Annotated in this window: 14 protein-coding genes; 12 read left to right on the plus strand and 2 right to left on the minus strand. The window is 43.9% G+C overall.

Features of this window, described 5'->3' with window-relative positions; translation table 11 throughout:
- Positions 1-165: 165 nt before the first annotated feature.
- A complete protein-coding gene (gene htpG, locus OCV99_RS14445; RefSeq protein WP_158371490.1) occupies positions 166-2,241 on the plus strand; it encodes a molecular chaperone HtpG in 2,076 nt (691 codons plus the stop codon).
- Between the two features lie 78 nt (positions 2,242-2,319).
- Here the strand turns inward: htpG and OCV99_RS14450 are convergent, their stop codons facing one another.
- Complete coding sequence (locus OCV99_RS14450) at positions 2,320-2,802, minus strand: DUF5721 family protein (protein WP_158371491.1); 483 nt, start codon at positions 2,800-2,802, stop codon at positions 2,320-2,322.
- Positions 2,803-2,983: 181 nt separating this feature from the next.
- Here OCV99_RS14450 and OCV99_RS14455 point away from each other — a divergent pair, with 181 nt between their 5' ends.
- The 10 genes from OCV99_RS14455 to OCV99_RS14500 are packed head-to-tail and all read left to right on the plus strand — an operon-like array spanning position 2,984 to position 13,673.
- The gene (locus OCV99_RS14455) at positions 2,984-3,793 is read left to right on the plus strand and encodes a GDSL-type esterase/lipase family protein (RefSeq protein WP_158371493.1); all 810 of its coding nucleotides are present in this window, start codon (positions 2,984-2,986) and stop codon (positions 3,791-3,793) included.
- A gap of 9 nt (positions 3,794-3,802) precedes the next feature.
- Entirely contained in the window at positions 3,803-4,318 is a 516-nt protein-coding gene (locus OCV99_RS14460) for a DUF4358 domain-containing protein (protein ID WP_158371494.1), read from the plus strand.
- A complete protein-coding gene (locus OCV99_RS14465) occupies positions 4,308-5,714 on the plus strand; it encodes an MBOAT family O-acyltransferase (RefSeq protein ID WP_158371496.1) in 1,407 nt (468 codons plus the stop codon). Before OCV99_RS14460 ends, OCV99_RS14465 begins: the two co-directional genes overlap by 11 nt.
- A gap of 8 nt (positions 5,715-5,722) precedes the next feature.
- Positions 5,723-6,892, plus strand: coding sequence for a DHHW family protein (locus OCV99_RS14470; protein ID WP_158371497.1), 1,170 nt, complete (start codon positions 5,723-5,725; stop codon positions 6,890-6,892).
- The gene (locus OCV99_RS14475) at positions 6,885-7,712 is read left to right on the plus strand and encodes a pseudouridine synthase (protein WP_158371499.1); all 828 of its coding nucleotides are present in this window, start codon (positions 6,885-6,887) and stop codon (positions 7,710-7,712) included. Before OCV99_RS14470 ends, OCV99_RS14475 begins: the two co-directional genes overlap by 8 nt.
- A gap of 10 nt (positions 7,713-7,722) precedes the next feature.
- A complete protein-coding gene (gene ligA / locus OCV99_RS14480; protein WP_158371527.1) occupies positions 7,723-9,669 on the plus strand; it encodes an NAD-dependent DNA ligase LigA in 1,947 nt (648 codons plus the stop codon).
- A 38-nt stretch (positions 9,670-9,707) separates the two neighbouring features.
- Positions 9,708-11,144: an ATP-dependent Clp protease ATP-binding subunit ClpX gene (gene clpX / locus OCV99_RS14485; protein ID WP_158371526.1), complete on the plus strand. Its 1,437-nt coding sequence runs from the start codon at positions 9,708-9,710 to the stop codon at positions 11,142-11,144.
- Positions 11,145-11,199: 55 nt separating this feature from the next.
- Complete coding sequence (locus tag OCV99_RS14490) at positions 11,200-12,903, plus strand: S8 family peptidase (RefSeq protein ID WP_158371500.1); 1,704 nt, start codon at positions 11,200-11,202, stop codon at positions 12,901-12,903.
- A gap of 20 nt (positions 12,904-12,923) precedes the next feature.
- The gene (locus tag OCV99_RS14495; RefSeq protein ID WP_158371502.1) at positions 12,924-13,214 is read left to right on the plus strand and encodes a hypothetical protein; all 291 of its coding nucleotides are present in this window, start codon (positions 12,924-12,926) and stop codon (positions 13,212-13,214) included.
- Positions 13,215-13,673: a signal peptidase II gene (locus OCV99_RS14500; protein WP_158371504.1), complete on the plus strand. Its 459-nt coding sequence runs from the start codon at positions 13,215-13,217 to the stop codon at positions 13,671-13,673. It abuts the gene before it with no gap.
- A 54-nt stretch (positions 13,674-13,727) separates the two neighbouring features.
- Here the strand turns inward: OCV99_RS14500 and OCV99_RS14505 are convergent, their stop codons facing one another.
- A complete protein-coding gene (locus OCV99_RS14505; protein ID WP_158371506.1) occupies positions 13,728-14,663 on the minus strand; it encodes a D-2-hydroxyacid dehydrogenase in 936 nt (311 codons plus the stop codon).
- A gap of 104 nt (positions 14,664-14,767) precedes the next feature.
- On the opposite strand from OCV99_RS14505, the gene OCV99_RS14510 reads away from it, so the two are divergent.
- Complete coding sequence (locus OCV99_RS14510) at positions 14,768-15,673, plus strand: C39 family peptidase (protein ID WP_227192849.1); 906 nt, start codon at positions 14,768-14,770, stop codon at positions 15,671-15,673.
- Positions 15,674-15,712: the final 39 nt, after the last annotated feature.

Raw genomic sequence — 15,712 nt, forward strand, 5'->3', positions numbered from 1 at the left:
TATTAAAATTTTATTCTTTTAAGAAATTTGTTAGCACTCTTGCGAAAAGAGTGCTAATTTTCTATTGACATTTGAAATTCAAGGTATTATCATATCTTCTAGCGAGAAAAAAGAACACTTTGTGATAAAAGCAATAGAAAATAATAAAAATAAGGAGTGGTATACATGGCAACGAAAAAAGGTTCTTTATCAATCAGCAGTGAAAACATTTTTCCGATTATTAAAAAGTGGGTATATTCCGATCACGATATTTTCTTCCGTGAGATGGTTTCTAATGGGTGTGATGCAATCACGAAGCTGAAGAAATTGGACATGATGGGCGAATATGAGATGCCGGAAGACTATAAGCCTCAGATACAGGTAGTTGTGAATCCGGAGGAGAAGACGCTGAAATTTATTGATAACGGTCTTGGCATGACGGCGGAAGAAGTAGAAGAATACATTACGCAGATTGCATTTTCCGGTGCGACAGAATTCTTGGAGAAGTACAAGGACAAAACGACAGAAGATGATATGATCGGTCATTTTGGTTTGGGATTCTATTCAGCATTCATGGTGGCGGATGAGGTTCATATTGATACCCTTTCCTATAGAGAAGGCGCGGTTCCTGTACATTGGGAGAGTGACGGCGGTACAGAATACGAGATGTCAGATGGAAGCAAAGAAAGCGTGGGTTCTGAGATAACCCTGTTCCTGAATGAAGACAGTCTGGAATTTGCTAATGAATACCGGGCAAGAGAAGTATTGGAGAAATACTGTTCCTTTATGCCGGTTCCGATTTATGTATCCAAGGCGAATGCCGAACAGGAATATGAGACTATTGACGAGGCGGATCTTCGCGATGATGACGTGGTGGTAGAGCATATTCACGAAGAAGCCAAGATGGAAGAGAAGGAAAATGAGAACGGTGAGAAGGAGATGGTTGAAGTATCTCCTGCCAAAGAGAAGGTAAAGATCAACAAGCGCCCGGTTGCACTGAACGATACGGAGCCGCTCTGGACGAAACATCCAAACGAATGCACGAAGGAAGATTATCTGGAGTTCTACAGAAAAGTATTTATGGACTACAAAGAGCCTCTTTTCTGGATCCATCTGAATATGGATTATCCGTTTAACTTAAAAGGGATTCTGTACTTCCCGAAGATTAATACGGAATATGATTCTATTGAAGGTACGATTAAATTATATAACAACCAGGTGTTTATTGCAGATAATATCAAAGAAGTCATTCCAGAGTTTCTTATGGTATTAAAAGGTGTCATTGATTGTCCAGATCTTCCGCTTAACGTATCAAGAAGTGCATTACAGAATGATGGATTTGTGAATAAGATTGCAGATTACATTTCCAAGAAGGTTGCAGATAAGCTGAGCGGCATGTGCAAGACAGATAAGGAGAATTATGAGAAATACTGGGATGACATCAGTCCATTTATCAAATTCGGATGCCTGAAGGATGAGAAATTCTGTGATAAGATGATGGATTACATTCTGTTCAAGAATATTGACCATAAATATCTGACTTTAAAAGAATGTGTCGAAGAGAATGGCGGAACGGTCATTGACCCGAAAGAGAAAAAGGAAGACGGCAGTGACAACAGTGAAGAGAATGGTGAAAACAACGTAGAAGAAGTAAAGACCACGATTTACTATGTTACGGATGAACAGCAGCAGAGCCAGTATATCAATATGTTTAAAGCGCAGGAGCTGGATGCTGTCATACTGGGACATAATATTGATTCCCCGTTTATTACACAGTTGGAGCAGAGAAATCCCAATATTCGTTTCCAGCGTATTGATGCAGATGTGACAGATTCTGTGAAGGAAGAGATTGCAGAAGAAGAGAAGGAGACCTTTAAGGCAACCACAGACAGCCTGATTGAGATTTTCCGCAAAGAACTGGGAAATGACAAGCTGGATGTAAAGGTTGAGAAATTAAAGGATGATAATGTTGCTTCTATGATTACGTTGTCTGAACAGAACAGGCGTATGCAGGAGATGATGAAGATGTACGGCATGGCGGGCATGGATCCGGCTATGTTCGGCAGCGAAAGTACGTTGATTCTGAATGCAAATCATCCTCTGGTACAGTTTGTGGTGGAACATAAAGACAATGAGAATGTTTCTGTTATCTGCAAACAGCTTTATGATCTTGCAATGCTGGCACATAAGCCATTGAGTCCGGAAGAAATGACGGCGTTCGTAAAGAGAAGCAATGAGATTATGATGCTTTTAACAAAATAAAAATCATATAGTGAAGAAGGAAAAAGGTGATATACTTACCCTCGAAAGGGTGATGGCATATCACCTTTTTTTGAAATGCTAAGAGCTTAAATCCCAATCAATTCCTTTCTCCGTAAAAAAATTCTGCACCCATTTGTCCCATCTTTGTTCCAGGGATTTGTCCATGGAGAAAGATTTAAAGGATGTCCCGGTGATGCAGGTGAGGTTCATGCCGTCATAGCGGAAGTTCAGATACAGCCCCTGTACGTCCGCCGGACGGAAATCAAGAGAATTTTCTGAAATCAGGGAAGCAATCCCTTCTTCGGGAAGGGAAAGGATGAATTTGAAATCCAAAGGTGTCTGCTTTCCTTTGATGATAGAAAAACAGTATTCCCGCAAATCTTTCCAGTCAGCATATTCTTTTTCAGGCGCTTCCTCAAAAAAGGATTTATGCAAAAAACCGTCAATGGTGAACTGGCAGAAGGTGGTAATTGTTCCTTCGATGAAGGAGAATGAGTCGAAAGTACTTCGCAGCAGAAGTTCTGTCATGCATTTTTTAACATCTATTTTAAGCATTATCATAATGGGTATTCCTTTCTTTACGTGTAAGCACGACGAATTTGTTTTTTATTCCAAGGTGGCTGTAAATCGTAACATATTATATCATATTTTGTAAAGATGCATATAAGCTATTTGACATTTTTCGAGGAAAACATTACAATAAAATATATATGCATACAGCATAAGAGGGAGTAGCAGGAAAATGAGAGTAAAAGCGGATAGCGGGAAGGTCAGGCAGATAATTTTTGTGGTAATTGTAGTCGTTATCATTAGTATTATCTGTTTTTTCGTGTACAAAAAAGCGACGGTGGAAGAGGTGGATGTCTCGGAGGGGGTTAAAATCCTGAAGCAATTGGAAGAGGCTGATACGGCAGAGGTTGATGCGAAGATACAGGCTCTGGGAGTCCCGGATTCAGAGGATGCTTCGGGTGAAGATGGCGGCGGACAGAGTAGTGATGCGGCAGATGACGCCATTTCCGGGGAAGATATTGTGCCGATGGAACATTTCCGGGGTTCCGTAGTGCTGGGGGATTCCATTGCGGAAGAGCTGTCAGCTTATGAAATACTGGATGAATCAGTGGTGGTGGCGAAGATAGGGGTTTCCATTCCTAATGCGGGTGAGCTGGTAGACAAGGCAGTGGGACTGAACCCGCAGAATCTTTTCATTGCATTTGGCTCCAACGATGTACAGACAACCGGGGGAAATGCGGAGATGTTTCGTGAGAATTACAAAGGGCTGCTTGATGGAATCAAAGAAAGACTTCCAAATACAAAGATTTATGTCAATGGTGTTACGGCTGTGCAGAACTGGGTGCTGGAGAGTGAGCCTGTTTTTCAGATGATTCCCCAGTTTAATGAAGTGCTAAGGCAGCTTTGTGAGGAAGAAGGGGTAACATTTATTGATAACAGTGAATTGCTCAGCGATGAATTGTATGAGCAGGATGGAATTCATTTCCGACCGGAATATCACCGAAAATGGGCGATACATATGATTCAGGTAGCGGGACTTTAGAGGGTGGCTATGAGGAAGAGAAAAAAGAAGTGGATAACGGTATGCAAATATGGCATGGTTGCCGTGCTGATTATTTATATAGGAATTCTGATTTTTATGGGACGCGACAGCAAGACGCCTTTCGGGACGGTAGAGAAAGCAGTCCTGAAGGCAGCTGATATCAGTGGGATGGAGAAGGCGGACTCTGCAGTCATAAGGAAATGTTATGGACTCCGGGAAAAAGATTATGACGGCGTGATGCTCTATACTTCCGGTGATGCGATGGGTGTGGAAGAACTTCTTCTTGTGCGGGTGAAAGAGGACGCGCAGATGGATGAAGTTATGGAGAGCATTGACAATCGGATTTCCGGACAGCTTAATAATTTTGAGGGGTACGGAGCAGAGCAGACCAGACTCTTAAAGCAGGCGGTAACAGACAAAAGAGGAAAATATGTGCTTATGGTTATTTCGGAAAACGCGGAGAAGTTCCGGAAGGCATATGCAGATGCATTAAAAAAAGGAAAAGAGAGAAATCGTGTTATTTAGCAGTGTTACGTTTTTATTTGTTTTTTTGCCAATTACATTATTATTTTACTATGTTATGCCCCGCAAATTTAAGAATGCCGTGCTTCTTGTGTGCAGCTTGGTATTCTATGCATGGGGAGAACCTGTATATATTTTTTTGATGATATTTTCTATTTTATTTAATTATGTATCGGGGCTTGAGATTGCAGAGAACCTGGAGAATAAGAAGGCGGCAAGGAGGAATCTTGTCTTTAATGTGACGGTCAACCTTCTTCTTCTAGGATTTTTTAAATACTATGGATTTTTGATAGACAGCCTGAATGCCGTGTTGCCGGTGAATATCCCTTACTATGAGCTGGCTCTGCCGATTGGCATTTCTTTCTACACGTTTCAGATACTGTCCTACATCATTGATGTATATCGTGGTACGGTGGAGGTTCAGAAGAATCTCTTGAATTTTGGGGTGTATGTAACCATGTTTCCGCAGTTAATTGCAGGACCGATTGTCAAATATAAGGATGTGGATGAGCAGCTTCAGTATCGGGAAGAATCACTGGATAAGTTTGGAAGAGGCGTTTTGTTTTTTATTCGCGGCCTGACTAAAAAGGTGCTTTTGGCAAATGTGATTGGAAAGGTTTATGTTGAGGTTGCTTCACTTCCTCACGCGGAGGTTTCTGTGCTGACTGCATGGCTTGGAATTGCAGCTTACACTTTCCAGATTTACTTTGATTTCAGCGGTTATTCGGATATGGCAGTTGGCCTCGGCAAGATGTTCGGGTTTGAATTCATGAAGAACTTTGACTACCCTTATATTTCAAAGAGTATTACGGAATTTTGGCGCAGATGGCACATTTCTTTAAGTACATGGTTTAAAGAATATGTATATATCCCGTTGGGAGGTAATCGGGTAAGTACAGGAAAGCATATCCGCAACCTCCTGGTTGTCTGGCTTCTGACAGGTCTGTGGCATGGGGCGGCGTGGAACTTCGTGGCATGGGGGCTATATTATGGAGTGATACTGTTAATAGAAAAATATGTGTTAAAGAATGCTCTGGAAAGGCTTCCCGGCTGGGCAAGACATGTGTATAGTATCGTACTGGTTATGATTGGCTGGACATTGTTTGCGGGAGAGAGCCTTGGAGCTGCAGTGCAGTATCTGGGACTGATGTTCGGGATTGGCGGAAAAGGTCTGGCGGACCGAGAGGCGTTCTATCTGCTGAAGTCCGACTGGGTGGTGTGGATTGCTCTTATTCTTGCCTCCACCCCGGTACTCCATAACAGTTACCGGCGTATTATGCGTAAGCTGGGAAAGAAAAAAGCAGTTGTGAATGTGCTGGTTTATGGCATTTTATTTATGATATGTGTTGCCTTTCTGGTAACGGAGACCTATAATCCATTTTTATACTTTAGATTTTAGAGGCGCGTATGGAAGAGATAAAAGAGAGGAAGAAAAGAAAAAGAGAGAGCAGAGTGCACAAGATAGCTGGAGTCTCCTTTATCATAGTGTTAGTGTTGTTTCTGACGATAAATATACTTATACCTGATCAGGAGTTTTCGGAGAAGGAGAACCGTTCCCTGACGCAGCGTCCGGATATTTCGCTTGGTGCGGTTTCCAGCGGAAAGTATATGAAGCAGTTTGAGAGCTGGCAGTCAGATCAATTTGCTTTCCGCCAGTTTTGGGTGGTCCTTAAGACGAAGGTTTCCTATCTTGAAGGGGAGCGGAAGTCTAATGGGGTCTATAAAGGAAAAGATCACTGTCTTCTGGAAGAAATTAAAGAGCCTGACAAGGAGAGTCTGGAAGAGAATCTGGAGGCAATTCATACATTTCACGCGGCACATGAGAATATTCCTGTATATATGTGCCTGGTTCCTAATGCGGCAAATGTGTGGGAGGATAAGCTCCCGGCGCTGGCAGTCGTCAGGAATCAGGATGAGCAGCTTGCCTATGTGCAGAAGAAGCTGGAGGGAGAGACCAACTGGGTAGACATGAAGAAGAATCTTGTGAAGCATAAAGAACAGGATATTTACTATCACACCGACCATCATTGGACCACATTGGGAGCATTCTACGGGTATCAGGCATTTGCACAGGCAGCAGGGCTTGACACGAAAAAGGCAGAGGGAATGAAGCCTTATGCTGCTGCCGGAGGATTTAACGGAACTTTATCTTCGATGAGCGGCTATGAGACAGGTTATGAAGAACCGATGTATTTTTATTATTCAGATGAGATGCCGGAGGTAGTGCTTCAGTATGTTCAGCAGCAGACGAAAACTGCCACATGGTACGACAGCTCAAAATTGAAGGAAAAGGATAAATATGCCATGTTCCTGGGCGGAAATTATCCGTTGATTGATATTCGTACCACGTCGGAGTCGCAGGAAGTTCTGCTGGTGTTGAAGGATTCCTATGCTAACTGCTTTCTTCCGTTTCTGGCGGATGGATACCGGGAGATTGTAGTCGTCGATCCCAGATATTATTATGGTAATGTGAACGATATTATGAGCAATTATGGTATTACACAGGTGCTGTTCCTGTATAATATGAACACTTTTGTGGAAGATAATAATATAAGCGGAGTATTGGAAAATGAGTAATAAGATGGCTGAAGAGTATTATGGACAGAAGGAATCTGTCCGGCTGAATAAATATATCAGCGAATCCGGATATTGTTCCCGGCGGGAGGCGGACAGGCTGATAGAAGCCGGACAGGTAAGAATTGATGGAAAAACAGCGGTCTGCGGGGAAAAAGTCTTTCCGGGGCAGCGGGTTACCATTGGCAGGAAAGTAATCGGGCAAAAGGATGAGATGGTAGTTCTTGCGGTAAATAAGCCGGTAGGAATTATATGTACAGAAGAGAAACGGATAAAGAATAACATTATCCGTTTTTTAAATTATCCCGTAAGAGTCACTTATGTGGGAAGGCTGGATAAGGATTCCCAGGGATTGCTTCTGATGACAAATAATGGAGATATTATTAATAAAATGATGCGGGCGGGAAATTACCATGAGAAAGAATATTGTGTCACAGTAAACAAAGAAGTGACTTCTGCTTTTTTGGAAGCAATGTCGGCAGGCGTGCATATCGTTGATAAAGAAAAAAACATGGATGTAGTGACAAGACCCTGTACGGTATCGAAAATCGGTAAATATAAGTTCCGGATTGTTCTGACACAGGGACTAAACCGGCAGATCCGAAGGATGTGCGATGCGTTAGGATACCGGGTGACGGAACTTACGAGGGTGAGAATTATGAATATTGAACTTGGCAATCTGAAACCGGGTGAATACAGGAAGCTAACGGACAGTGAGCTGGATGAGCTGTATGAATTAATCCGTGATTCGCGCAATGTAGGAGAAGAAGTATCATATGAAGGATGCAGGAAAACAGGAGCTGGGTATGAAAAAGGAAGATAAAACCAAAAGAATGCAGGAGCTGGTAGAATTGCTGAATAAAGCGGGCAAAGCGTACTATCAGGATGCAGAAGAGATTATGACAAACTATGAGTATGACGCTCTTTATGATGAACTGTGTGGATTGGAGAAAGAGCTTGGAATCACACTTTCAAATAGTCCTACCGTAAATGTGGGTTATGAGGTGCTGAGTGAACTTCCCAAGGAGAGGCATGAAAGCCCGATGCTGTCGCTGGATAAGACGAAGGATGTAGAAGCACTGAAAGAATTTGCCGGAGATCAGAAAGTGGTTATTTCCTGGAAGATGGACGGACTTACGATTGTGCTGACTTACCGGGACGGGCAGCTTGTGAAGGCAGTTACCAGAGGCAATGGCGAGGTGGGAGAAGTTATTACGAATAACGCAAAAGTTTTTAAAAATATTCCGCTTCAGATAGCATATAAAGGGGAACTGGTTCTTCGGGGAGAGGCAGTTATTGGCTATAAGGATTTTGAGAAAATTAATGAAGAAATTGCAGAAACCGATGCAAAATATAAGAATCCGAGAAACTTGTGCAGTGGTTCTGTCAGACAATTGAATAATGAAATTACGGCGAAGCGAAATGTAAAATTCTATGCTTTTTCTCTGGTAAAGGCAGAGAACGTGGATTTTCACAATTCCCGTGCATATCAGCTCGATTGGCTGAAGTCCCAGGGATTTGAGGTTGTAGAGCATTACGTGGTGGAAAAAGAGGAACTGGAAGCGGAAGTTATTAAATTTTCAGAAAAAATTAAAGAAAATGATTTTCCATCGGATGGACTTGTGCTAATATATGATGATATGGCATATGGACAGTCTTTAGGGAGGACATCTAAGTTTCCACGGGACTCTTTCGCATTTAAATGGGAAGATGAGACACGGGAAACCGTGTTAAGAGAAATTGAGTGGAGTCCGTCGAGAACAGGGCTGATTAATCCGGTTGCCATATTTGAACCTGTAGAATTGGAAGGGACAACCGTAAGCCGGGCCAGTGTCCATAATATCAGTATTATGGAAGAATTGGAGCTTGGAATCGGGGATACCATCGAGGTCTATAAAGCGAACATGATTATCCCACAGATTGCAAGAAACTTAACCAGAAGCGGCGTGAAGGATATTCCGGCAGTCTGTCCGGTCTGCAAAGGAAAGACCAGGATTCGCAAAGTCAGCAATGCAAAAGCGCTTTATTGTATGAATCCGGAATGTCAGGCGAAGCAGATTAAGGCATATGCTTTGTTTGTAAGCAGGGATGCGCTGAACATTGAGGGACTTTCGGAGGCAACCTTAGAAAAGTTTATTGCCAGAGGATTCATTCACGAGTATGCGGATGTTTTCCATCTGGACCGTTACCGAGAAGAAATACAGACGATGGAAGGATTTGGAGAAAAGTCCTACCTCAATCTGATGGACAGCGTAGAAAAAGCAAGAGAGACTACGCTGCCGAAGGTCATCTATAGTCTCGGAATTGCGAATATCGGGCTTGCCAATGCGAAGATGATCTGCCGGGAGATTGGTTATGATACGGACAGAGTAATGGATATAACGGTGGAAGAACTGAATGCAATATCCGGTGTCGGAGATGTGATTGCTAAGGCATATGTAGATTATTTTGGAGAGGAGTCACATCGGGAAGCCTTTCAGAGGCTTTTGAAAGAGCTTACGATTGCCAGAGAAGAAGTCAATACCGACGGGCAGATTTTCAAGGGCAAGAATTTTGTGATTACCGGAAATGTAACACATTTTGCAAACAGGAACGAAGCAAAAGAGCTGATTGAGAGCAAGGGCGGGAAAGTGACAGGTTCTGTAACATCAAAAACAAACTATCTGATTAATAATAATAAGGAATCCTCTTCTTCAAAGAATAAGAAAGCAAAAGAATTGGGAATTCCTGTTATATCAGAAGATGAATTTCTGGAAATGCTCGAGGCGCAGGAAGGATAGCGTGCCGGGCAGAAAAACAAAGTGGAGTGAAGATTAATATGTCAGAAAAAGATCATATCATTGATACAGAGGAGACGGAAGTTGAAAAGGTCAGCGATGTAGAAGTAGAAGAGACAAAGAAGGATAAGGAGGATGAGTATGAAAAAGTGTGTTTCATATGTCATCGTCCGGAAAGTGTGGCCGGAAAGATGATAGATCTTCCGAATCATATTTCTGTGTGCCCGGATTGTATGCAGAAGAGTTTCGATACAATGATGAACGGACAGGTGGATTTCAGCCAGTTGATGAATATGCCCGGAGTGCAGATTTTTAATATGTCTGACCTGGAAAATGCAGTTCCCAAGAAGCAGAAGATTAAGAAGAAAAAGGAAAAGGAAGAGAGAAAGCCTGTTTTAGATATTAAGGATATTCCGGCTCCTCATAAGATTAAGGCAAAGCTGGATGACTTTGTGGTAGGGCAGGAACATGCGAAAAAGGTAATGTCGGTGGCTGTCTATAACCATTATAAGAGGGTAGCGACAGATACGATGGATGATATTGAGATTGAGAAATCGAATATGCTGATGATCGGACCTACCGGATGTGGTAAGACATATCTGGTTAAGACACTGGCAAAGCTTCTGGATGTGCCGCTTGCAATTACGGATGCTACGTCTCTTACGGAGGCAGGGTACATTGGTGACGATATTGAAAGCGTTGTATCCAAACTGCTTGCGGCGGCAGACAATGATGTAGAGAAAGCAGAGCAGGGGATTATTTTTATCGATGAGATTGATAAAATTGCTAAGAAAAAGAATACAAACCAGCGGGATGTAAGCGGCGAGTCTGTGCAGCAGGGAATGTTAAAGCTCCTTGAAGGAAGTGAAGTGGAGGTGCCGGTAGGCGCCAACAGCAAAAACGCCATGGTGCCTCTCACAACTGTCAATACCCGGAATATTTTGTTTATCTGCGGAGGGGCGTTCCCGGATTTGGAAGGGATTATTAAGGAGCGCCTGACAAAGCAGGCAACCATCGGGTTTAATGCAGATTTGAAGGATAAATATGATAAGGATGAGAAAATTCTTGAGAAAGTAACCATAGAAGACCTTCGGAATTTTGGGATGATCCCGGAATTCCTCGGCCGTCTGCCGATTATCTTTACGCTGCAGGGATTGAATGAAGACATGCTGGTTAAAATATTGACAGAGCCTAAGAATGCGATTTTAAAGCAGTATCAGAAGCTTCTGGCATTGGATGAAGTGAAGCTTGACTTTAATGAAGAATCTCTCCATGCTATTGCGGCAAAGGCAATGAAGAAGGATACAGGGGCCAGAGCGCTGCGGGCGATCATTGAAGAGTTTATGCTCGATATTATGTACGAAATCCCCAAGGATGATAATATAGGACAGGTAACGATAACAAAAGAATACATAGAAGGAACCGGAGGACCGGTGATTACCCTGCGGGGCCAGGAAGTGGCAAGAATCGAAGGATAATAGCATAGAATGTGTAAAACCTCATATACTGAAAGAAAGTGTATGAGGTTTTATTATGGATTCTGAAGTATGCAGATTACGTATTCTGTCGGAAGAATACAGGGATTTTATTATGCCTGTGGGAGGCGGACGCGTGCGGCTTAATTTGTCAAGGGAACAGCTCTGTATGCAGGAGACGGGAGTAGGATATGAAATTTTATATGCAGATCAGACGCTGGCAGATCCGGTGAATTTTGAAAGGTTTTCCTATGCCTCTGTTCCGCAGTGTTATGCGCTGCTTGACATGGCGGCTATGAATCAGGCGGGAATTACTCCGGTTCAGAATTATCCTACTTTACAGTTAATGGGACGGGGTGTTATGATTGGATTTATAGATACGGGAATCGATTATCAAAATGCTGTGTTTCGTAACCTGGACGGTACGACCAGAATTGCCGGAATCTGGGATCAGACGGTGCAGACAGGAGAGCCGCCGGAAGGGTTTGCTTACGGAAGCAGCTATACGGAAGAGATGATTAATCAGGCGCTGCGGACAGCAGATCCATTAGAGCAGATACCCGTAGAAGATGAAAATGGACATGGCACATTCCTTGCCAGCCTGGCGGCGGGGAATGCGGATATTTCCAGTCAATTTCTGGGAGCGGCACCGGAATCGGAGATTGCCGTTGTGAAATTAAAACAGGCGAAGGAATATCTTCGGGAATTCTATGCAATTCCCCGGGATGTGCCCTGTTACCAGGAAAATGATATTATGCTGGGAATCCGGTATTTGCACAGACTGGCAGAGGAAAGAGGACTTCCCCTGGTAATCTGTGTCGCGCTGGGAACCAGCTTTGGCGGACAGAATGGAACCACACCCCTGGATGTTATGCTGGAAATATACTCGGCGTTTCTGAACAGAATGGTAGTCACAGGTGTAGGAAATGAGGCAAACCAGAGACACCATTATTATGGCAGGATAGAAAGGATGGAGGACAGAAAAGAGGTAGAGATTCAGGTTGGATCTGGAGAGGATGGGTTTTCGATGGAATTGTGGACGGATCTTCCTAATATTCTGACACTGTCTATCGTGTCCCCTTCAGGCGAGATTGTTCCCAGAATTTCCGTCAGGCAGGGAACAGATACAGTGTTCCGCTTCCTGTTTGAAAATACAGAGGTCTATGTAGATTTCAGGATTCTGGTGGAAAGAAATAATTCCCAGTTAATCTTTTTTCGGTTCCGCAGTCCGGCAGAGGGAATCTGGAAATTGATTGTTGAGCCTATCCGCCTTGCCGGCGGGGAATTCCACATCTGGCTGCCGGTGGAAGAATTTCTGTCCAGACCAGTGATTTTCCTTGAGCCGGAACCGGATACGACACTGACATCGCCGTCAACTGTTAGTGCAGGAATGTCGGTGGCATATTATAATGGAAATGAGAATAGTGTTGATATTAACTCCGGCAGAGGATATACTAGAACTGGAAGGATTAAACCGGATATTGCGGCACCGGGAACCGGTGTGACAGGAGCGCTCCCCGGCGGAAGATTTGCCAGAAAATCCGGATCCAGTGCTGCGGCTGCTATTGCAGCGGGAGCTTCTGCGCTTATGATGGAGTGGATTGTCTATCACAGCGGAAATGTGGGAGCAGATACGATTCAGATTAAGAATTTATTCATTCTGGGGGCAAATCAGAGACCGGATATGGAATATCCGAACCGGGAGTGGGGATTCGGCACACTGGATGTATACAACACCCTACAGAGAATCAGAGAACTTTAAAGACAAAGGAGAGAAAGGCTATGGCAGATTTTTTTGAAGATTTAGGAAAAAGAATTACAGATGCAGCAAGCAGTCTGGGAAAAAAGACAGAAGATACGATTGAAATTCAGAAATTGAAGAGTGATATTCGCTCATTAAAGCGCAGTAATGACCGTGATTTTGAGGATATTGGAAAAGCTGTTTATGAAAAATTCCAGAAAAACGAGATTCCGGATATGGATCTGATCACCTTCTGTGAGTCTATTGAGAAGCGTGATGAAGAGATTGAGAAGAAAGAAGAAGAGATAACCCGGATCAGAGGAGAAGAATAAATGATCGTATGGCTGCTGATAGGGACTCTGTGTATTTTTGCGGCAGATATTTTGTTAAAGCAGGCAGTAGAAGAAAAAATCAGTCCCGGTGAGGAACGGGAGATTTTGGGCGGCGTGGTTATTATACGGAAGGTATATAACAAGGGTGCGGTGCTTCGTCTGCTGGAAAAGTATCCAAAGGTAGTGAAGACTGCATCTTCTGTCTGCGGAATGTTGATGCTCTTTTACGATGGAGTTCTATGGAGCAGGAAAGGAAGATGGCTCCATAAGGCAGGAATGGTTTTATTTACCGGAGGAGCATGGAGCAATATATTTGACCGGATCGTGAGAGGAAAGGTGGTCGATTATCTGGGATTTCGCACAAAGTGGAAGAAGATTACTAAGATTACATATAATCTGGGAGACCTGGCTATTTTTTTGGGAGCGTTCCTTGTGGGGCTGGGAGAGCTGCTTGATTAAACAAAGACGCGCCGTCTGTGTGGAAATTTTTGCGCAGGCGGCGCGTGTTCTGATTTATAATTGGAAAAATTCTTTGACTTGTCCAAGGATAATATCCATAAGCCGGGTGCGCGCTTCTATACTCGCCCATGCGATATGAGGAGTGATGAATAGCTTCCGGCTGTCTTTGATTCTCCGGAGAGGATTGGAAGGGCTCATAGGCTCTGTACAGAGGACATCCAGCCCGGCGGCGGCGATTTCGCCCGCATTCAGAGCGTCTGCCAGATCTTCTTCCACGACAATCGGACCTCTTCCGAGATTCAGGAAGATACATTCCCTCTTCATTTTACGGAAAGCCTCCCGGTTCAGCAGATTTTCCGTATATTCGTTCAGTGGCGCGTGGACGGAGATAATATCCGACGACGCAAGAAGCGTATCCATATCGGTCTGTAAGTAGCCGTCCTGCGGCGCACTGCCGGAAGGTGAAGTGTAGATAACATTGGCTCCGAAAGCTCTGGCAATCTCGGTAACCCGGCGTCCGATATTGCCAAGCCCGATGATTCCCCAGGTTTTCCCGTTCAGTTCGTAAAAATGTTCGGCAAAATGGGTAAACACAGTGTCGTTGGTATAGCGGTCTTCTTTGACATAATCATCATAATATCTTAATTTTTCCAGAAGATAGAATAACATGGTAAAGGTATGCTGGGCTACGGATTCCGTAGAATATCCGGCAACATTTCTCCAGGCAATGCCATGCGCATCCAGCCAGGGCTTGTCCAGATTGTTTGTTCCGGTAGCGGTCACGCACACAAGCTTCAGATTCTTTGCCTGGCCGACGGTGGATTCGTTCACCTGAATTTTATTTACGATAATGACATCAGCGTCCCGGACTCTTTCCGGCACTTCCTCAGAAGAAGAAAACGGGTATTTTATCACATCGCCGAGTGCGTCAAATCCGGACAAATCAATGTCATCGCCGATGGTTTTGGCATCTAGAAATACGATTTTCATAAGTCATCCTCCTTAATAGGCATATATTGACAGTTTTGCAACTGTTAAGTTATATTGTATAATAAATTCGAAAATAAATCTACGGAAACCAAGGGGAGATTTTTGTGAGAGAGAAAGATACGCATAAAAATACAATAAGACATGCGCGGGGAGTGCAGAGAAGGCGTCAGGTATTAAAGCGGCGCTGTATCCTGGGGGCGGCGGCAGTTTTGCTGATATTGGCGGGAAGCTATGCAGTCAAGCTGGTTACGGAGAAACCGGAGGAAGGCGTACAGACAGCAGCTGCCACGGACGAGATTCCGGAGGAAACGCCGAAGAAAGCAGAGGAAGAGCCGGAGAAGACGCCGGAGGAAAAGAAAGAGGATGAACTTGCAGAAGTATGGCAGTCAGCAGCGGCGGCAGGCGCTCCGCAGGGAATTCTGGAACTGCTGCATAAAAATGATGAGACGATAGATTTTGTAAGAGATTACGCTGAGAAGAAGGACAATCCCCCTGCAGAAAAGATTGCAGATGCAATTACTCCGGGCGAGATTCCTTCTTTGCTTCAGTGGGATGAAAGATGGGGATACCAGTCCTATGGAAACAGTACTATTGCCGCCAGCGGCTGCGGGCCTACTTGTATGGCTATGGTAATAGCGGGCCTTACAGGAGATGTTACCGCTACGCCATATAAGCTGGCGCAATATAGTGAGCAGCAGGGGTATGTAGATGAAGAGGGAAATACTTATTGGGAATTTATGAACAGGGCATCCCTTTTCTGGGAAATTTCCGTTACAGAATCGGGGAGGGACGACGCACTGATTGCACAGGAGCTGGCGGCAGGTCATCCGATTATATGCAGCGTTACCCAGGGGGAGTTTACGGATGCAGGCCATTTTATTGTGCTGACGGGGATGAACGGTGAGATGGTTACAGTGAAAGATCCCTTTAGTATAGAGAATACGGAAAAACCCTGGGTTTATGCGGATATTGCAGATCAGATTGCCGCAATCTGGATTTATTCAAAATAGGTAGTTGTTGACTTGGGAAAACCATGATAAACTAAGCAT

It is taken from the genome of Dorea acetigenes, assembly GCF_025567385.1.
Classification (GTDB): Bacteria; Bacillota; Clostridia; order Lachnospirales; family Lachnospiraceae; genus Claveliimonas; species Claveliimonas acetigenes.